This is a genomic window from Methylomonas sp. Uni0011, assembly GCF_056850255.1.
Genome location: NZ_JBVVNO010000015.1, coordinates 41,835 through 59,860, shown reverse-complemented (window position 1 = coordinate 59,860; position 18,026 = coordinate 41,835). Strand labels below are relative to the sequence as shown.

21 protein-coding genes are annotated in these 18,026 nt (G+C 47.1%); all 21 read left to right on the top strand.

Annotated elements, in window-relative coordinates; all coding sequences use genetic code 11:
• Positions 1-40 precede the first annotated feature (40 nt).
• The 21 genes from AC0IM9_RS15500 (at position 41) to AC0IM9_RS15400 (ending at position 17,916) form a co-directional block, all read left to right on the top strand.
• The gene (locus AC0IM9_RS15500; protein WP_482804617.1) at positions 41-484 is read left to right on the top strand and encodes a hypothetical protein; all 444 of its coding nucleotides are present in this window, start codon (positions 41-43) and stop codon (positions 482-484) included.
• 16 nt (positions 485-500) lie between these two features.
• Positions 501-896: a DUF2750 domain-containing protein gene (locus AC0IM9_RS15495; RefSeq protein WP_445370105.1), complete on the top strand. Its 396-nt coding sequence runs from the start codon at positions 501-503 to the stop codon at positions 894-896.
• 961 nt (positions 897-1,857) lie between these two features.
• The gene (locus tag AC0IM9_RS15490) at positions 1,858-2,481 is read left to right on the top strand and encodes a hypothetical protein (protein ID WP_445370101.1); all 624 of its coding nucleotides are present in this window, start codon (positions 1,858-1,860) and stop codon (positions 2,479-2,481) included.
• Between the two features lie 90 nt (positions 2,482-2,571).
• Entirely contained in the window at positions 2,572-3,030 is a 459-nt protein-coding gene (locus AC0IM9_RS15485) for a DUF695 domain-containing protein (protein ID WP_482804616.1), read from the top strand.
• A gap of 34 nt (positions 3,031-3,064) precedes the next feature.
• Positions 3,065-3,511 (top strand): DUF7832 domain-containing protein, encoded by a 447-nt coding sequence (locus tag AC0IM9_RS15480; protein WP_445370099.1) that lies wholly within the window; start codon positions 3,065-3,067, stop codon positions 3,509-3,511.
• A gap of 100 nt (positions 3,512-3,611) precedes the next feature.
• Positions 3,612-4,202 (top strand): hypothetical protein, encoded by a 591-nt coding sequence (locus AC0IM9_RS15475; RefSeq protein WP_445370098.1) that lies wholly within the window; start codon positions 3,612-3,614, stop codon positions 4,200-4,202.
• A gap of 84 nt (positions 4,203-4,286) precedes the next feature.
• Complete coding sequence (locus AC0IM9_RS15470; protein ID WP_445370097.1) at positions 4,287-4,814, top strand: DMP19 family protein; 528 nt, start codon at positions 4,287-4,289, stop codon at positions 4,812-4,814.
• Positions 4,815-4,918: 104 nt separating this feature from the next.
• Positions 4,919-5,200: a hypothetical protein gene (locus tag AC0IM9_RS15465; protein ID WP_445370096.1), complete on the top strand. Its 282-nt coding sequence runs from the start codon at positions 4,919-4,921 to the stop codon at positions 5,198-5,200.
• Positions 5,201-5,344: 144 nt separating this feature from the next.
• On the top strand, positions 5,345-5,809 hold the full coding sequence (locus AC0IM9_RS15460; protein WP_445370095.1) for a hypothetical protein: 465 nt from the start codon (positions 5,345-5,347) through the stop codon (positions 5,807-5,809).
• 83 nt (positions 5,810-5,892) lie between these two features.
• Complete coding sequence (locus AC0IM9_RS15455; RefSeq protein ID WP_445370094.1) at positions 5,893-6,297, top strand: hypothetical protein; 405 nt, start codon at positions 5,893-5,895, stop codon at positions 6,295-6,297.
• 452 nt (positions 6,298-6,749) lie between these two features.
• Positions 6,750-7,214, top strand: a complete 465-nt coding sequence (locus tag AC0IM9_RS15450; RefSeq protein WP_445370093.1) for a hypothetical protein — start codon at positions 6,750-6,752, stop codon at positions 7,212-7,214.
• 485 nt (positions 7,215-7,699) lie between these two features.
• A complete protein-coding gene (locus AC0IM9_RS15445; RefSeq protein WP_445370092.1) occupies positions 7,700-8,203 on the top strand; it encodes a DUF2199 domain-containing protein in 504 nt (167 codons plus the stop codon).
• A 631-nt stretch (positions 8,204-8,834) separates the two neighbouring features.
• Positions 8,835-10,142, top strand: a complete 1,308-nt coding sequence (locus AC0IM9_RS15440) for a GTPase-associated system all-helical protein GASH (protein WP_445370091.1) — start codon at positions 8,835-8,837, stop codon at positions 10,140-10,142.
• Between the two features lie 8 nt (positions 10,143-10,150).
• On the top strand, positions 10,151-11,134 hold the full coding sequence (locus AC0IM9_RS15435) for a TRAFAC clade GTPase domain-containing protein (protein ID WP_445370090.1): 984 nt from the start codon (positions 10,151-10,153) through the stop codon (positions 11,132-11,134).
• On the top strand, positions 11,121-11,948 hold the full coding sequence (locus AC0IM9_RS15430) for a TRAFAC clade GTPase domain-containing protein (RefSeq protein ID WP_445370089.1): 828 nt from the start codon (positions 11,121-11,123) through the stop codon (positions 11,946-11,948). The genes AC0IM9_RS15435 and AC0IM9_RS15430 overlap by 14 nt, the downstream gene beginning before the upstream one ends.
• Positions 11,945-14,434 (top strand): GAP1-N1 domain-containing protein, encoded by a 2,490-nt coding sequence (locus AC0IM9_RS15425; protein WP_445370088.1) that lies wholly within the window; start codon positions 11,945-11,947, stop codon positions 14,432-14,434. The genes AC0IM9_RS15430 and AC0IM9_RS15425 overlap by 4 nt, the downstream gene beginning before the upstream one ends.
• Positions 14,431-15,468: a phosphorylase family protein gene (locus AC0IM9_RS15420; RefSeq protein ID WP_445370087.1), complete on the top strand. Its 1,038-nt coding sequence runs from the start codon at positions 14,431-14,433 to the stop codon at positions 15,466-15,468. Before AC0IM9_RS15425 ends, AC0IM9_RS15420 begins: the two co-directional genes overlap by 4 nt.
• 378 nt (positions 15,469-15,846) lie before the next feature.
• Entirely contained in the window at positions 15,847-16,134 is a 288-nt protein-coding gene (locus tag AC0IM9_RS15415; protein ID WP_445370086.1) for a DUF6794 domain-containing protein, read from the top strand.
• A 9-nt stretch (positions 16,135-16,143) separates the two neighbouring features.
• Positions 16,144-16,944 carry a retropepsin-like aspartic protease family protein gene (locus AC0IM9_RS15410; RefSeq protein ID WP_445370085.1) on the top strand — a complete coding sequence of 267 codons (801 nt, stop codon included), beginning with the start codon at positions 16,144-16,146 and terminating at the stop codon, positions 16,942-16,944.
• A 403-nt stretch (positions 16,945-17,347) separates the two neighbouring features.
• Positions 17,348-17,599, top strand: coding sequence for a type II toxin-antitoxin system ParD family antitoxin (locus tag AC0IM9_RS15405; protein ID WP_445370084.1), 252 nt, complete (start codon positions 17,348-17,350; stop codon positions 17,597-17,599).
• Positions 17,596-17,916: a type II toxin-antitoxin system RelE/ParE family toxin gene (locus AC0IM9_RS15400; RefSeq protein WP_064023803.1), complete on the top strand. Its 321-nt coding sequence runs from the start codon at positions 17,596-17,598 to the stop codon at positions 17,914-17,916. Before AC0IM9_RS15405 ends, AC0IM9_RS15400 begins: the two co-directional genes overlap by 4 nt.
• Positions 17,917-18,026 lie beyond the last annotated feature (110 nt).

Below are 18,026 nucleotides of genomic sequence, written 5' to 3'. Positions count from 1 at the left end.
AGCTTTCACCGTCAAGTTAACCTTATCGCTGGGTGTCAGAATGAGACGAAAAGTGCTACAAGGTATAGCGAACACCATTTGTCAGATGATTGTTGGCTGGCGTCTGGGCGAAGATTACGAAACCTTGGCTGAGTTGCCAGACGGAATACTTCATGTCGACCTCATCAATGCGAGCAACTCACACAGTTCCGGCTCAATTCCTGCGCTGAGGATCACTGGCGAATTGAGCATGTGGCTGAACAATCGTTTTGCAGCGGAGAATATTGATCGTGACCAAATAAGAGCCGCATCCATTGAACTCAAGCATAGTACCGAACGAATTAGCACAAATCGGAAGAAGATCATTTCCTTCGACTTTGTTTGTAGCTCGTCTATAAAAACAGACGAGATCGAATACAAAGGAGCCCTTGTGGAACAGCACACATATCACCAACGTCAGACGCCCAACCCGGCGTTGCAGCAAACAGCCCCGTCGGTCGCTTAACTCCAGGTTGGATACCATGAGCATCGCCGCCCCAAACGCCGCTAGTTTTTACCGCGAGGTTGCTGCAGCCCGCGTTGTTTGGGCCATTCGAGATAGCGCGGGATTTCCTGCGCCAATCAACGGAGATAAAAAACGCGCGATGCCATTCTGGTCGTCAAAATCCAGAGCCTTGCAAATCATCACAAACGTGGAGGCTTATCGAGATTTCAGGCCAGAGCCAATTGCTTGGGAAACATTTAACCAGCGCTGGATTCCTGGGCTAATGAAGGACGGAATGCTGGCTGGTTTAAACTGGAGCGGCCCAAATGCAACAGGCTACGATGTCGAACCAACTGATATTGAGCGCAACGTTCTCGCACTGCTTAATCAACCTGTTGCCCAACCTATCATTCCGCCGGACGCTACGCGATGAAACCACGTAGCGTCAGTGTGTACAGACGTTGGGCGTCATAATAATTCGCACCCATGGTCGGCTTTAATCATCACACCTACTTCCCAAAGGAGCGTGACATCCAGCGCTATCTTTTTCCTTTTGTTTGCTTCAAATGCCGTAAGTCGTTCCGAATGCCTCACTCACTCGACGTTCGCCTCTGCCCGCAGTGCTCAACGCCAATGACAATGTTGGGCCGCAAGTTTCATGCACCGAAAAAGACCGAGGCAATGCAATGGAAGAAAGTTCAACTTCTCGCAGCCCATGGCTTTCTCTTTCAATCTATCTATATCCATAGTCCTGCGGGTGGAAATCAAGTAGTGCCCTATCCACGAACGCTCAAGGAGGCAATCACGTTTGTGGCAACTTATCGCGATCAAGCATTCCATCCTTGGCGCACTCCAAGAACAGCCGCCTTGGGCTACGTAAAGTGACGCCCAACCGGACCGCCTTTAGGCTGCGCGCTGCGGCGGTCGGTTACCTAGCACGTTATAAGTCCTTGAGATAATAATGAACAAAGATCAAAAACTCATAGAGTTACATAAAATCAAACGGAAATTGCAATATTGTGGCATCCCTGCACTATTAGCATTTATTTCAGTTGCAACATCTGAAATGGTCGGACTCGGCATTAATAATTATGATCTTATATTTTCTATAGGAGCTTATTCCACTTGGGCGTTGATAGCATTCCATGTTATTTCGGCGACGTGCCCAAACTGCGATAAAAGATTTTTTAGCATATGGGCTTTGTCCTGCTTCATAAATATCAAAAAACTTTCTTGCTGTAACTGTAAGTTCTCCATACCGGCAGATGACAAACCAAAGCCATATCGCAGATCAACTGGTGACGAATGGAATCAATAATACCTTATAACTTAACGCTCAAGCGGTACGGTGGCTATCGCTCCCACATATTAGATTTACATGATGTGTCGCTAAAATGAGCCGCCACGACTGGTATCGAAACAATACGTGGGATGGAGTTATCGAAGTTGCTTTTACGGCAAAACTGAAGCGTGCGCGTGATAAAAGTCAATACCTGCGCATCCAAGCCAGCATACTTGCCGAATCCCAACCAGAGATAACTTTACAACTACTTGATCAGTACTTTGCTCTTGGCGAGCACTTCGATTGCGCACAAGCATGGGTTGATAAAGCCAAAGCACATTTATCGCTTGACCAATTGAATCTAGCAATCCAAGCGTATCAATCTGCTCTTGCTAGGGAAGTTGCGTATCCTCAACTACAAACCCGAGCTTACCTCGAATATCCATACTTGGTCGCGACTTATGGCCTAAAGGAATATTATCAGGGGTGCATTACACTCCTGGAAAAGACCAAAACCAGATTAATGTTTCCAGTTGATCACTTTATTTGGTCCGCCACCTATGCAATCCTGTTGCAAAACGCAGGAAACATCTCCGAGGCACAGCAGTATGCAAAGGCAGCGCTTGAAGCAGCAGCGCAGGAAAAATCAGGATTTCGCTACCATCCCACAGTAGGGCTAGTCGGAGACAAATATGAACAAACAAAAATGAGTCTAGTTGGGCTTACAAACGCATAATACGTCGATTTACCCGTTCAAAAATCGCTATGCAGTTTTCGTCGGGTGGGCTCGGCGTTAGCCATCAAGTGCCAAAAAGGAAAATACATAATGTTTGGACTTTTTAAGAAAGTGCATGATTCATCAATGATGTTCGCCGATGACAACTGGCAAGTCGCTCAGGGTGAGTATGATGGTAGCCCCATCGTCGTCAGAATAAATGCAAATCTTCGTTCGTTTGTCGGTAAATCAGAACTCGTATTGAAAATTGGAATTGCAATTCCGTTAAATAATCCTCGCCACGGTGAAATGCCCGATCCGGAAGAAAATAAGACTGTCAGTATCATTGAGGACAAAGTTTTAGAGATGCTGAAATCAAAAGGATCTGCTGTTCAAGCTTTAGCAATCACAACTGGCACGTTTAAAGAGTTTGTTTACTGCACCAAGCCTGAGATTGACGTTGCATCTTTCCATCAGGAATTAAAAAACGGAATTCCTTCTCATAACGTGCAATGCATTGCTACTATTGAAAAAAATTGGGAAACCTACATGCAATGGGCTAATGGCTAACCAACGAGTGAACTTTATCGCTAGGGTTTAAAAAATGTCTTATGATCGAGCTGATTGGCATACGGATACTTGCGCTGAAAAAAGTCTGCCTGAGGAAAATGCAGCGACCCATATCGCCGCCTACGTTCGTTGGTGTATTCAACGAAATCTGATCGCTGAAGAAATTGCGAAGGAAGATTCAGAGGTGCTGGAACAAGTTCGGAAGGGGGAACTATCCGCAGCGACGTACTTCGATGAGTACATGGATTGGAAATTTGGAGAATGGAACTTGAATGATGTCGGCAACCAATTCACATCAGCGTACTACGAGAGTTATCTTGCTGATCTTGGTATCTTTTTCCCAAATGTTGTTTACGGCGAATGGGAAAGTATCGACTTTGACCGGCTCGCTAGCTTTCTGGATGTCAAGTTTAATGAATTCAAAAATGGAAACCTGAAAATCGCTACTCGAAAAGGGAAGTCTTGGTGGAAATTTTGGTAAACCCTAAACAACAGGTAAATTTGGCCGGTAAAAGCTACGCGGCTATTGTCTCTACGCCTTCGCTGTCAACTTACCCTTATCGTTGGACATAGGAGAAACCATGGGGTACGCATTGTCGTGGCTCGCCATAAAAGGCAAAACGGTTGAAGCTATCCATCAGCAACTGGGACTCAGCACGACTGGAAAACTTAGTGACTATGGCCATGCCCTCGTCGTGGGGCGTCAACTGCATTCGGGTTGGTATTTGATGGTGGCCAAAGGTTGTGATCACAAACTCATCTCCAATGTAGTCGTTCAACACGTATCGTCGAACTGCACTGCGATAGCGTGCTCGATTGAGGAACACGTCATGTTCTCATCGTCTGCTGAATGGAACGATGGTCAACAAAACTGGCGCATCCAGCACAGAGGTGGGGACTACGGACCTACAGACCTCAGTTTTGAGGGCGCACCTCCCGAATTGTTTTCAGATTTACGCGTGCACTATGGCTCGAAGCAAGACGCTGAAGGTGGAAAAAAAGCCGAGGTCGACTGGATTTTTGAGATTCCGCTAGAACTCGCAAAATCCTATGTCGGCTTCAAGCACGATGAAGACATTCCTGGGGTCGAAGACGGAAGTTTTGAGATTCTTGAGCTCTCTCGTGAGGGCTTGCTTGCCGCCGTCTCTAAGCCATGGTGGCACTTATGGTGAAAATGCCTAACCTTCCAATCCACCGGACGAAGGCAAGCATAGCTTGCCTTCGTCCGGTGATTTTCAACCTAAAATGGCACAATAATGAGCAACCTTCCTATATATGAGCGCATCCCAAATTCTGTGCAGGAGGCGCTAAATCACGTTTCCGACAACGATTTTGCCATTGCGATGAGCAATCTGGTCTACGCTCGCGAAGCCACGATCGGTTTCGATGCGCTTACTGATCCAGAAAGAGTAGTCTTTTGTCTCGACAAACTGGAACAGGAAATAAACAACGGCGGATTTGAGCAGTATTTCCATAACTTAAGTGGCAATATTGCAGCCGCAACACCCTCTGCATTGCGCGCTATGGGCGCATCTCAAGTCGCATCTATTGTTGAAAAAGCGCTTGAGCTATTTCCCAATAGTCAACCACCCACAGATCAAGCTCAACGGGAGAAACAAATGGAGTCATGGGGTCCCGAGCAAGAAGATATTCTGGAAAATTTAGACAAAGCTTTTCTCGCTTATCCAGAGCCGCTGGCAAAATTAGAGAGAGGCTATGTTCAAAAATATGAAAATTTTTTCCTTGTTCCTCACGGCGCAGGTCAATCAGTTCGTGCCATTTAATAACGCATTGGTGCGGACGGGCGGAAGCGTCGTGCCGCGTTTTCAATGCGATGCGTCCGCTGCCTCATACTTCTACGTTATGCAAGTTAAGGACATGTTGAGAGATGGAAAACAAAGAACTAATTTTAAGTGCAAAGTTAAAGCTTAAATATCTAATTATAGTTAATGCCATGGTTTCCATCCTTGCGTTAACTGGAGGATATTTTGGTGGGATAAATACCGCTATTTATTTTTTCGGTTTTTATGCAATTGAAATATTGGTTTTTGTTGCACTGTTTATTCCTATTTTCACTTTTTGGTTATTTAAAGGCAGATCAATTAAAACTTCAGCATCTAAAGCAATGCAAATTTTTGGCGATTTTTATCACTTTATAATCCCTTGGTAATAATATTTTTTATGGATACGGGTTCCAGGATAAATCAAAGGTATAACATGTCGCTCAACCGGAGTGCGGTTACGATGCCGTTATGCTTTTTCAGCTTTCCGTACCGCGCCGGGTTAGCTCTACTTTAGATTTAAAAAAATAGTTATGAGCTACCATCTCACAATACTACGCAGTGAAAATAGCAAACAGCTACCAATTTCTCTCGAAGAAGCAAAGTTTGCAGCAACTAAAATCGGAGGTTGGAAATATTCAGAAACGCCGGACTCATTTAAGTTGTTAACTGAAAACGGAGAGTCCACGCTTTGGTACAACGATGGCGAGCTTTGGATAAAGACCCCTGAAATTTGGGAAATTGACCATGTAATCAATTTTGCAAAAGAGCTTGGCGGCAGGGTTCGAGGCGATGAGTTTGAAACTTATACCTCTGCTGACGAAATCTTCACTCATCCTGATGATGTTGTTTTGAGAAAAATTGACGAGGAAAAGTCGGCTGCATTGCTGCAAAAAGATTTTTCGTCTCAAAAAAAAATCTTTCACACCATTATCGGGTTTTTCTTGCTTTTGGGGCTAATTGGTTTTTTGATTGGAAAATGGTTTGAAAGCCAATGAAACCTAACTACTTATTTCAGCCCATCACTTTGCACTACGCTTCAAGCGTCGGCTGAATTTTACGTTAAGCGCAATTAACAAAAATGAACATTATTCTCCCAAAGAAGTTATGCACTCCTGTAATACCTCTAGGCATTTCAATCGAAGGAGGCTTGGAGATATTGAGCACATTAGGTATGCCGGAAATAGAAAAAACTGGTGAAGATATTTCTTATCGTATAAATACACCTGAGTTTGACATGGCAATATATGAAGAAAATGCTTTTGTTAAGTCTGTTTGGTATAACGACCCGCTGGGCAGAAAATGGAAGTTTGGTAAGAAAAGAAAAATCAGCCTCTACCTGGAAAGATATGGCAACAAGGAAGACTGGGAGTTAAGAATGAATAACGGATGGATGGACTACTATTTCAACGAAAAATCAAAAGTCGCTATGGTATATGGCATACATAACGACGTTATCAGGTTTAATATTTGGCAAAGCGCATAACACGGCGCTTTACCCGACCAAAAATCGCTTTGTGGTTTTCGTCGGATGAGATGATCTATGCGTCCTGAGATTAATCGCCTCGTTCTGCTAGGTCCACTGTCGCCCGAGCCTGAGGCGTCGGTAGAGCATCTGCGTCAAGTGGAGGCATTGCTTCTTTCCGTAACCAAGCCGGTGTCAAATGAAGAGGCTCGCGCTCTGGTCAAACTGTTTGGGCCTGATGGTTGTTTTGGTTTGGCGTGGTCAATACTTCATCTAATCGAATCCTCGCCAGGCTGGCCATTGGCCGATTGCTTGGTTGATTCAAGCGATGAATGGGTCGCCTTACTTAGAGATCGAGCAGCTCGTGGAGGTTTGTTGTGAATCCGTTCACTGTACGGATTTTAACGCTTAATCCTGCGCTTAACGCGACCGACTTGACGGGCGTTGGGTTTGCTCCACGTTAGAGGCTCATCATGGCACGACGGAAACAATTCAAAAACATTGCATCCGGGTTGTATGGTTCGTTCATAAGCCGCAACAACGATGTAGGCGGCTATTGGGGTATTGGAAAACTTCGTCTTCTTGCGCAACAAAATGGCGTGCAAGTAGTTCGCATTGATCTTCTTGCGAAATCAATAATTCCAGTGAGTTTAGAATTTTCAAAGCTTATTTGTGGCTACCACTCACTCCTGAAAAAGCATCTTTATGCAGAGGGCATTCCGGAAAACTGGTTAGCATCCGTGACCGTCGAGCTTGATTTCAAGCCTGAACCGCCTTCCGGAAAGCACATTACAATCGCAACGTGGGGTAGTCTTTTCAAGCTCGTGGTGAATATTACAGACGATATGAAGAAAAATCATACTGTTTCCGGGCACGGTTACTGCGGGCCGCATAATCCAAGAAAGGAATCCAAAAGTGCAAGAACAGAGAGTTTCTAACCCTGCGCTCAGCCTGGACCTCTTCAGAGTCGCTGGACCCTGCGCGATAAAACCGGGCAGCAACGGTTTGCTATGCGTTAGAGTGATCGAACTCTCTTATCTCATCCAGAAGATTCAATGGATTTCATAATCGAAATTTTACGAAACATAGACTGCATGACGACGGAAATTACCCTTGCCTCAATAGGCGCTGCATTCTGGTACACGCCGCGCAGTGATTATTGGCAATCCATAGAAACAAGACAATCTGCGCAATACTCAAAACTGGCGCTCTCATGGTCATGTCGAGGCCGAAAACAAGGTGGAAGCTATGTATGCTAATTCTCGGAGATGGTTGCCCATGTATGGCGCGGCCTTAATTGTGGCTGGCTTTTTATTTTTATTTTGGGGCTCGTTGCGTTGAGCGCGCAGTCTAACAAGTCGCTCAAAGGGACGCTCAGCCGCGATACGGCTCCGCGCAACTTCGCTTGGCGTTGGGTGTTTCAATGACAGGCTTCGTTTGCACCACTTGCAAGCAGTATCACGATGAACTGCCCATGTGCTTCAGTGCTAGCGCTCCCGAACTCTGGCTTTCTCTGCCGGAGGCTGAGCGCAATGCTCGCGGCGAACTCAACTCCGACCAATGTATATTGGATGACAAACACTTCTTTGTCCTCGGCCGCATTCTTATCCCGGTCATTGATGGGCCTGGCCCGTTCATTTGGCTAGCGTGGGTCTCGCTGAGCGAGAAGAACTTCCTTCGTGCGTGCAAACTCTGGCATAGAGAAGGCCGCGAAAAAACTGAGCCGCCATATTTCGGGTGGCTACAAAGTGAATTGCCCTATGAACCCAACACGTTGAGTCTCAAGACCAGCGTCCAAACCATGCCTGTTGGCGAGCGCCCCAACATTGTTCTGGAGCCCTCCGATCATCCGCTGTCACTTGAACAGCAGCATGGCATCACAATGGCTCGTGTTCAGCAAATCGTCGAAGCTTGTCTGCATGGTTAGCGCGACGCCCAACACTTCCGTCAACCGGACCGCCTGCAAGTTGCACTTGTAGGTTTGCTCCAACCTTCGGCCTCCGCAGACCGTTTATCTCGAACGTTAGGTTGCGCAACGATGTGACGCGGCAAAAATGACCAGAGAAATTCTAATCTCGGGGTGTAGGTGCCGCGCACCGCTGAAATTGAAAGCAGCACAGCCACCGGACGTGGTATCGGATGCCCATTGCGAAATTCGCTCTCGTCTGAAAAGCCAAAAATTGTTGGCGTTTTCGATCGCGATGAAGGTTTCTATCCTTTTTCGACAATCGTGCCTCAGACTGATCACCTGCCATTGATTCGGTGCGTATCATTTGGGTTCTCAACTGCTCTGGCTCGTTAAAGACCGGAAAGGTTAAATTTGTTAATCGTGCAGTTAAATGCAATTGGTGTGCAACTGGAAAAACAAGTAGTGTTCATCACGGACAGTTACAAGTGTGCAAGTAGAAGGTTGTTTCGCATCCAGTTTTGACAAATTATCCTAAAGTCGTTTCAGTGGCATTTTAGCTAATTCTGAGCGTAGATATGCAGGTCTTGATAAACACTTGTTATATGGCTTTTTTACAACCAATTTGACAATATAAAAGGAACAATTTTGAATGACTGAAGCAATACTTCAATCCTACCTTAACGAACAGCACATCAAAACTGATGTCCAAGACAACATTGATAGCCTGAATAAGGCTGTGAACGAAGTTAAAAAACACCTAACAAGAAGAAAGATAAAATCCGACATCATCCCCTATACCCTAGTGGCGCTCGACCCGAAGGTGAAAGACATCGACCCGGTGGTGCAGCAGGTTGAAACGATCATTATCAAAAAGTGGCCTACTTTTAAAAACAGTGTGACTGCCACCCAGGATAAATCCACCACCTACATACGGGCAGTGATCCTAGAATCGCTGAGCCAACTATCGAAAGACGATGCGGCTACGACAGCACTGGTCTGGCTGACAGCCCGCGATGTGATCGGGCATTACCAGCTTGATTCGGAAGAGAACGTAATCAGCGGGTTTTTACAGAAGTTGGCCGATCGAACGGAGGAAAATGGACGGGCGGCCTGGGGAATCAGCCACAAATTTCAGGCAAATAAATTTAAAGGTGCTGAGATTTCCATTTCTGCAGTAAACGCGGCTCAAATTAATGGAGAAGTTCTAAAGGTACATTTACTCGATGCGATGGTCCACTCTGGATGGAGTTCGCAAGCTGGAGGAGGAAAGAACCCTCAATCTCAAGGTAACAACAGTTGGCAGTGGCCTCAGTTTATGGCTGAACATTCAGCTATGGGAATTACTAAAGTTGTGAACTCCGCCTTATCCCAACAAGCCAAGTCCATTTCCTCTATTTCTACCTCCATCCAAGATAGCTTGGACACTTACTTTGCCCAGCTTCAACCTTTTTTTGAAGACCTGAATACTTCCTTCGCCAACAGCATAACTGCCAACAACAAGCGCAGCGAGCTGCTCTGGTGGAAGGAATCGATGTATTCCCGTTTGTTGAACGCCAGCTACCGCAGCCTAAACCCAATGAATGCAGCCGTTTGCATGGCGCTCGACCTGGCCGAAGAAGTAGGTGCTATTTCCCCGGAAAGTGTTGATTACCTGCTGCGGGAAACCCTGAAAGACGTGCACGATGAACAAGCGGAGGAAGAACGCTTGATCTCCGACTGGTTAATGGACCGCGGCAGCCTGCACGGTGATATTCAATCAGCGTTGAAAGAACATGCTGCTGGAGGAGACGAACGTAAGCCCTTTCTTAACGCGTGGGCCAATGTCGTCCAATCGGGTGATCCCACCGACTTTTTCAGCGAAACGGGTATCGACAAAACAGCCAAACTGACTGCATCCGATCTGGCAGTGTGGTTGTTTCACGGGTTGCAAGCGCAAAAACTGGCAATTGATAACTAAGGCAGGATATGGCAAAGCGAAGATGTAACAAAGATGACTGCTATGCTCCTGATGATTTTTGTCTGGAACTAGCTGGCCCACTGCACGAGCAATGTCAGTTCTTCGAAAAAGTAGGAGCAGTAGAAGCACCGGCAAAAGCTGTGAAAAGGTTGGCTGTGGCTAAGTCTATTCCTTGGACGGGAGAATGGTTGCGACCCGATCAGCTCGACCTTTTGACGCACCGAGGTACGCCCAGGATCATCGGTTTGGTCGGATCGTCTGGGGCAGGGAAAACCACCTACCTCGCCATGCTGTACTCGCTCTTGTTCAACGGTAAATGCATCGAAAACTGGGAGTTTGCGGGAAGCTATACTTTGAACGGGTGGGAGTTGCAGGCAAAAACTTTGCAAATTCAAGAAGATGGATCAATTCGAAATCCTGATGCCACGCCTTCTGACAAGGATTTTTACAGCCTCTACCACCTAGCGCTGCGCCACGATGGTTTTTTAAACGATATTTTGTTTGCTGACTCATCAGGCGAAGTATTTTCAAAATGGGCGGATAACGTGAACGACCCCGCTGCTGAAAATGCCCGTTGGATCTATGACAACGCCCATGCATTCCTGTTGTTTGTGGATTGCGAGGCAATTATCGAGCAGCGGGGCAGGGCGAAGCGCGACATCGTTCAATTGGCCGAACAGGTGAAAAGGGGGCTGCGGGGCAGACCGGTGGTGATTGTATGGTCTAAAGCTGACCTAGCCGGGCAGATGCGTGAAAATATTGTCGAGGCGATCACAGGCAGCCTAGCCGAAACCTTTCCCGGTGCTGTATCACTGGAGATTAGCAATTATTCGAAATCCGATTCCGACCAGCTTTGTCACGTCAATAATGTAGAAGTGGCAAAAACAGTGCTCAACCATCTAGCCAACCCTCATCCTCTGCAAATCACACCTGCAGCCATCCAAACAGATGATTTTTTCTTTTTATACCGAGGCCGCTATGGCAACAAATAACGAGATATTGATCATCGGACCGCCGAGCTCAGGGAAAACCACCTTTCTGGCCCAATTATATGGTCGCCTGATGGATAAAAAAGGAAAGCTGCAATTGGCTTCCGCACCTGACAACATCGATGGTATCAAAAACGCCTACGATCGATTAGCTGTCGGGGAAGAAACGGAACCGACTGCTTCTACCGATAACCTGGAGGTAAAAATCCCGGTCATTTATGAAGGGCAGGATTTTGTGTTGCATTGCAAAGATTATGGTGGGGAACAGGTACGCGACCTCGTGGCCCTGATGGAATACGATAAAACGTGGATTGTTCGGGCGAAAACGAACGACCGATGGATCCTATTCATTCGCCCGTCGGAGATTGAACACCGCTTCGATTTAAGCAAGAAGGGGCATGCTACAAAAGATCCGAAAGAAATGAATGCCCCAATCTCCAGTACATCCGATCAATCGCAATTCATTGAGCTGGTGCAAGTGCTGCTGCACGCGCGCGGCACAGGCATGAAAAACCCAATTGATACTCCCCGATTGCTCATTGCATTAACCTGCTGGGACGAGCTGAGCACCGATTCGACACCGGAAGAAATCTTGCGGCAGAAGATGCCACTATTCGCCCATTTTATTGCCGCCAACTGGTTGGCAGGAGGCTTTAAGATCATTGGAGTATCCGCGCAGGAATTCCCGCTAAAAACTGATGAGGCCCGCGACAAATACTTGGACGAGATGCCTCAAAATTTCGGCTATCTGGTGCTGGACGACAATCCGAAGGAAAAAGACCTGACCCGCCTCATCGAAGAAGTCCTGAGCCTATGATAGTTATCCACCAGGCCATATACGGAGAATTGCAGGGGAAAACCTCCGGGCACGATCTGCTAGCTGCTTCCGATGAAAAAAACGAGCTGTTTAGACGAGTAAGCGGCTACACCGATTTGGCCGACCGACCTGTAGGAGGAATTTTGTCCAGTCCCGTGGTACGTGGTTTCTTTGCCGAAGATCATTTTTTGCTGATTAAAACATTTCCCGATAAAAGTCCTGGGCTTCGTTCGGGGAGGGTGTTTTCGCACGCCCTATTCATACCAAAAGCTGACCTGCACCGAGTTCGCGAGCTCAGCGACCTGTTTCAATATCACCTGCCCGATATTCAAAAAGAAGCAAAAATGCACTCACTGGAATACCTCTCGCAGGAAGCTATGACGATAACGGGGGCAGTGAATGGAAGGGAAGCTGCCGCCACCAATGCCTTGCTGGAAAAACAGCCATTTGTTTGGTTGGGGGAGGAAGGCTACTGGGAGTGGGTAGCCCGAATCTGGCCCAAGCTACCGGCCAAAGTAAAGCACATGCTAAAAATCGGAGCTGCATTCGGTCCATCTTATGTTAATAAAGAATGCCTCAGCCTACTCTATATTCCCGAAGACGCTAAAACCCTATGGGAGCGGCATTCCTTTCGTGTGCTTGGTGTGGGTGAATCACAGCCCCTGCGATCCTCAGCCGCAAACTGGTTGGTAGGAGATGTTAAAAAGGCTATCCCCTTTGAAATCTTGCTCAATGATTTTGCCCCGATAATTGACTCCATAGAAACGCTCAACCGGCTTGAGGATTATGGTAAGGCCTACCACCAAATCGACAAGGCCCCTGGGCTTAACCACTTGTTGGTCTTGGCCCATTTTGTTTCACAGATTAGTCCAAATGAAAGGGTTGGCATCAAAGGCAAAAACAAGCTGATGACCGCAATTCTTCAAGCCATTCCAACTGCACCGGTCAAGATGTTCATGGCTCTCACGTACCAAAGCTGGAAAGGATTCCCGGATGCAATAACTTCCGTTTCTGGTGCGGTACTTGAATGGCTCACCAACCATCTTCTTCAAGGAAGACAAGTTAAAGAGTGCGGGGCTGTGCTTGTAAAAGCATTGGAAGCTGAAACGAAAAACTGGTGGGTCAATGCGGTTTTGGAGTATGTCAATAACCGGCTGAAAAGACGACAACCCAGTGACGCCTCCATTTTGTGGCAGTGGATGAAAAATGAACCTGCGTTGATCACCCAACACACTTCTTGGTTGCCGTATGATGCTGAAAACGAGCTAACCCCAAAAATCCCAAAGCTGGAAACTGCAGTTGCCGAAGCGGTTCTGTACATGGCAGAACAAAAGGGCTGGCTTGTGCTACACGCGAAAGTGGCTGCGCAGCTTTATTCTGCTGAAAAAGCCATCGAAGCCCAGTTGCGTATCGACACTGATGAAGATCATACCGTAGCGCTAGAAGCCTTGTCTGAATGCATCAGCGAAAGCTCCTTTGTGTCTGTAGCAGCCAGTCATACCGATGCCCGCTTGCACCGCATCGCTGGAAAATTTATTTATGAGAACAAACAGTTACTGAAAGGCATCGACATTGCCAGCGAAGGTTGGCAGAAGTGCTGGGAATTAGCTGTTCAGCGAGGCAGTGATGTGTGGTCGGGCATTTCTAACCCACAGCACACCCTGTTCGAAATTCTCGATCACCTGCTGGCTGGAAATCCGTTTAGCGGAACTCTGCTACATGCCATAAGCATTGGAAAGTATAGCAGCTTAAAAGACTATCCCCAGCGGGCGTCCATCTGGCATGCGCTTCCAGAGAAAGCACGTACCGGGTTCATTACCGCAACGCTTTTCGAGCTATTCGATGACCTCTCCACCAGTAAATTAAGCTTCAACGACCTCGAAGCTGAGTTAAAAAACGGAGTGCAATCGCAGAATGTGCAACAGCATGTTGTCAGCAGCAAAACCATTCCGCTTACCAAGAAACTGCGGCTGTTTGATGTACTGCCTAGTTTGGGAGAATGTCACGCACAGCAGTTGATACGAGACAATCGCTTTTCACCCGCAGAAGCGGAAGAATTTGGTCGGCTTGTTTCTAAAAACAGATGGGAAACGGTAGCTGACGATCTGTATGAACATAGATCTGATAGAAAGGACTTGGTACCTGCCTTATTGCAATGTAGCCACTTACTCGGGGTTTGGCAACGCCTCAAACTTTCAGCTAGTGGGTTAAAACGAGATGCTATCAGCTCAGAGGAATGGTGGAATGAATTTTTGGAAGCTGCGTGTAAGCTGTTCCCAAACGGACCCGAGGAAAATGGATTGTGGATTAGTGCAGGAGGTGACTTATCACAACTTTGCGCAACTGGCACTGGTCGTTACAAGTGGAGCCTCGCTGTTCAAATATTGCGTAACAATGGAAAACCAACAACAAAAAAACTGCTACGTAAGATGCGCGAAACATATACTGGCAACGAAACGCTCAAAAACCTACAAGAAACGTTATGAACAAACCTATCCTTATCCTTACCGCTTTGGAAGTGGAGCGACTGGCCATCGAGCAGTATTTAAAAAACATTGAGCCGGTAGCACACCACGCAACCGGCACTGACTACACCAAAGGCACCTACCGCTCCAACGGTAAATCCTTTGAAGTCATTGTTGCCCGTACCGATCAAACCAATGTGAATGCCGCCATCGAAACTGAACGCGCTATCGCTCATTTTGATCCCGAATACACTTTTTTTGTTGGCGTGGCCGGTGGATTGAAGGACGTAAAAGTCGGAGACATTGTCATTGGTCGGGATGTTTACGGTTACGAGCGCGGAAAGGCCGAAAAAAACAATTTTAAACCCCGGCCACAATTTGGCGCTTCCACTTATGCGCTCGAGCGGTTGGCTGGTCAGTATGCAAAAAGCGAAGCCTGGAAACAAACAGCTGAGGAGCTACTGAACCCGGAATTTGCTCCCGTCATCAGTACTTACACCGGCACCATTGCTTCTGGTGAAAAGGTAGATTCTTCCATTGATTCAGAACTTCATCAATTCCTGGAACAAAACGCCAGCCATGCCCTCGCCATCGAAATGGAAGGCCTCGGTTTTCTCGAAGTATGCCGCATGCGTCCACTTGTCAAAACCCTGCTTCTTCGCGGAATTTCCGATCTTGTGCAAGATAAAGGGCAAATGGACGGCAAGGGCTCCCAATCATACGCTTCGGCCAACGTAGCCGCCTTCCTGTTTGGCCTACTGGAGCAACTGGATTTTTCAGATGCAACAACCAAAAGCACCCGAGAAGAAAAGCTAGTTGAAATTATGTGTAAGCTTTATCCAGGAGGATTGCGAGATAATCAAATATGGATAGCTGCTGGCGGGGATTTGTCTTTAATAAATCTAGGTCAATCAGGTAAAGGTCAATGGGTCGAAGCTATTAGAATATTGAAGTTAGGTGGGGGGGGTAATATAAATGTCGATAGTTTGATTAAAACTGTTGCAGAAGAGTATGGAGATAACAAAGATGTTAAGGAAATACTATACAGGCCTTAAATAAATGGAGCTGGTGAAGGGAATCGAACCCGCGACCGACTGAGTACAAATCAGTGAATGAGTTTTAAAACCATTGCATTGATGTGTGAATGTCTGCAATTGATGGTTTCGCCAATTCTTTGATGTCACCACAGAGCTGTCATTAGATCCAGTTAAAGGGTAATCGTCAATGACAGCTCTTGGCCGATCCAAGGCCTTCAAAATCTGGCTGAGTTTTAAGCAGACCAATGACGACTTTTCGACCGGAATGGGTGGTGGATTTGGGTTGGAATATTCACCATCCCTCAGATTGTGACTTGCATCGTAGCAAACGGGAGGAATTTGCGGGAACATGCATCTAAACAATTTAACTTGCCACTACTGCCGGGATCGTTCCAATTGGCTAACACTTGGTCAGCGTTCAAATTAAAACTGGACAGCCAGCCCACTACACTTTCCGATGCGATCGAGAGATTGCTATTGATTTTGCGTGAGGAAGATAAACGAACTATCGCGGCAATGACCGAGGATGATTTGTGCGACCTCCATTTTAGTCTTGGTCTGCTGATCCGGAATGCTTGGTTGCACAAGTCGGAGAGTGATTTGCTCGCTGCATGCGGTACTTATCATCCTGATGACGCTTCCCAGCTTATATTAGGCGGATTATGGCGGGCGTTACAACCTTAAGGACGCATTATGGGCATACAAGATCGAGACTATTACTGGGAAAGACATCAGGCGGCATCAAAAGTAAACGTTTCTGACTTCGACAAGTTGCGGCGACACCGTCCACAACCGACCAACCGGTCTACTGGGAGCTTAAAATACCTCATAACGCCGGCCATGATCCTCTTTAGCCTTTGGTGGGGGACCGATAAGTTTATAAAGCTGAAAGGGGGGCATCTTCCAGCATCACCCTCTGTATCAATTCCTGCAGAGAACACCCCGGTTGCTATGCCTATTTCTGGGGGGCTTGAAATAGTGGCCGATCGACAAGGACATTTCCGGGGAACCGTGTTGATCAATAATGTGCCGATGCCTTTTTTGATCGATACCGGCGCGACCATGACCTCCATTCCAGCGCGCTTTGCCGATGCCGCTGATCTACCGGTCGGCAGGCCCATTAATAGCAATACCGCGGGTGGACAGGTTATTGATCGGCTGACCCAAATAAATAGCCTGAAAATTGGGAATGCTGAAATCAGAAATCTCGATGCGACGATCAATCAGCATCTGGATGAAGTCTTAGTTGGCATGAACACCTTGAAATATTTCACCATTACCCAAAGCCATAACAGGATGACGCTGGTGGCCAATGGTTCTTCACCGGAACAAATAGTCAGGGCGCCTGTTATGTTCCCGGCCCCAGTTCGACCCGCCACACTGGCCGTCGAGCAACCGATTGCAACACCTGAAATTAAGCGAGTGACCAAGGTGAAAAAGACGGTAAATTGCAATGCCCAACAAGTCTGCACGACGACGTATAGCGACCACTAGATGTAACGGCTCGCAATGAAAAATGATCGAACTCAAATATATGGGGGACCGTAAGGATTCCTTCGTAAATGAGTAACATCCCTGGTTTTGGTTACATCTGGAATGTCACACCGTAGTCAATCGGCTCCAAATCCCTCTCCCGAAGCTCGTACATGCCAAATCGATTAGCGTGATGCGTCCGATAGGGACTAAACGTATATCGCCGATTTCGGCTCAAATTAAATGCAAATTAGCTTGGATTTATTCGCTCAGGGCATCAATCCATTTCTGTGGGTCAGCTTTAACTGCAAATTAAATCAGGCGGAGAGCCAGCCAGTCGACTGGCTGGGTGACAGACTTTCGCTGGACTCATTTGGCAAAGTTTGCCATGATCGGCAACAGAATCCATTACTAAGGTCGAACAATGGCCACGATGAATATTTCCCTCCCCGAACCCCTGAAGGAATTTGTTGATGAACAGGTGCAAGAACACGGTTATAGCACCTCCAGCGAGTATGTCCGCACCTTGATTCGTAAGGATCAGGTTCAACAGGCTGAGCTACGGATTGTCGCGCTCATGGCGGAAGGCTTGGAATCCGGCCCTGCCGTTGCCATTGATGATGCCTATTGGAAGGCTAAACGCGAGGCTCTCCAGCAGAAGCATCCGGGGCAATGACAAAACCCGTTCGTGTCCGCCCGTTGGCTGACACAGAAATCGACGCTTTGGCGGATTATATCGCCCGCGACAACCCCCACGCGGCGCTGCGCTTTCTGGAGGCCACACAGCAAACTTTTGATCGCATTCGCGAACAACCTGGGATTGGTTCGCGGCGGTATGCCCACCTACCCATGCTGAGCGGTTTACGTTTTTGGCCAGTTGAAGGGTTTGAAAAACACTTGGTATTTTATCTCGAACGGGAAAACCATATTGACGTCCTGCGAGTTTTACACAGTGCTCGGAATGTGCCTATGATACTTCTCAACGAGGAGTGATAGTTCGGTGGATTGTCGTCAAAGCTATCCTCAAAATCTGTAGCAACAGGATTCGGAAAAAAGCCGAAAGCCGACATAAAATTTTCTGGCCTTTAGGCGCTGGCCAGCGT

Coding starts and splice junctions, on each gene's coding strand:
- AC0IM9_RS15465 (WP_445370096.1), top strand. CDS start 4,919: ATGGAAAACAAAGAACTAATTTTAAGTGCAAAGTTAAAGCTTAAATAT.
- AC0IM9_RS15480 (WP_445370099.1), top strand. CDS start 3,065: ATGTCTTATGATCGAGCTGATTGGCATACGGATACTTGCGCTGAAAAA.
- AC0IM9_RS15440 (WP_445370091.1), top strand. CDS start 8,835: ATGACTGAAGCAATACTTCAATCCTACCTTAACGAACAGCACATCAAA.
- AC0IM9_RS15405 (WP_445370084.1), top strand. CDS start 17,348: ATGGCCACGATGAATATTTCCCTCCCCGAACCCCTGAAGGAATTTGTT.
- AC0IM9_RS15500 (WP_482804617.1), top strand. CDS start 41: ATGAGACGAAAAGTGCTACAAGGTATAGCGAACACCATTTGTCAGATG.
- AC0IM9_RS15435 (WP_445370090.1), top strand. CDS start 10,151: ATGGCAAAGCGAAGATGTAACAAAGATGACTGCTATGCTCCTGATGAT.
- AC0IM9_RS15410 (WP_445370085.1), top strand. CDS start 16,144: ATGGGCATACAAGATCGAGACTATTACTGGGAAAGACATCAGGCGGCA.
- AC0IM9_RS15470 (WP_445370097.1), top strand. CDS start 4,287: ATGAGCAACCTTCCTATATATGAGCGCATCCCAAATTCTGTGCAGGAG.
- AC0IM9_RS15420 (WP_445370087.1), top strand. CDS start 14,431: ATGAACAAACCTATCCTTATCCTTACCGCTTTGGAAGTGGAGCGACTG.
- AC0IM9_RS15490 (WP_445370101.1), top strand. CDS start 1,858: ATGAGCCGCCACGACTGGTATCGAAACAATACGTGGGATGGAGTTATC.
- AC0IM9_RS15450 (WP_445370093.1), top strand. CDS start 6,750: ATGGCACGACGGAAACAATTCAAAAACATTGCATCCGGGTTGTATGGT.
- AC0IM9_RS15460 (WP_445370095.1), top strand. CDS start 5,345: ATGAGCTACCATCTCACAATACTACGCAGTGAAAATAGCAAACAGCTA.
- AC0IM9_RS15495 (WP_445370105.1), top strand. CDS start 501: ATGAGCATCGCCGCCCCAAACGCCGCTAGTTTTTACCGCGAGGTTGCT.
- AC0IM9_RS15475 (WP_445370098.1), top strand. CDS start 3,612: ATGGGGTACGCATTGTCGTGGCTCGCCATAAAAGGCAAAACGGTTGAA.
- AC0IM9_RS15485 (WP_482804616.1), top strand. CDS start 2,572: ATGTTTGGACTTTTTAAGAAAGTGCATGATTCATCAATGATGTTCGCC.
- AC0IM9_RS15425 (WP_445370088.1), top strand. CDS start 11,945: ATGATAGTTATCCACCAGGCCATATACGGAGAATTGCAGGGGAAAACC.
- AC0IM9_RS15400 (WP_064023803.1), top strand. CDS start 17,596: ATGACAAAACCCGTTCGTGTCCGCCCGTTGGCTGACACAGAAATCGAC.
- AC0IM9_RS15455 (WP_445370094.1), top strand. CDS start 5,893: ATGAACATTATTCTCCCAAAGAAGTTATGCACTCCTGTAATACCTCTA.
- AC0IM9_RS15445 (WP_445370092.1), top strand. CDS start 7,700: ATGACAGGCTTCGTTTGCACCACTTGCAAGCAGTATCACGATGAACTG.
- AC0IM9_RS15430 (WP_445370089.1), top strand. CDS start 11,121: ATGGCAACAAATAACGAGATATTGATCATCGGACCGCCGAGCTCAGGG.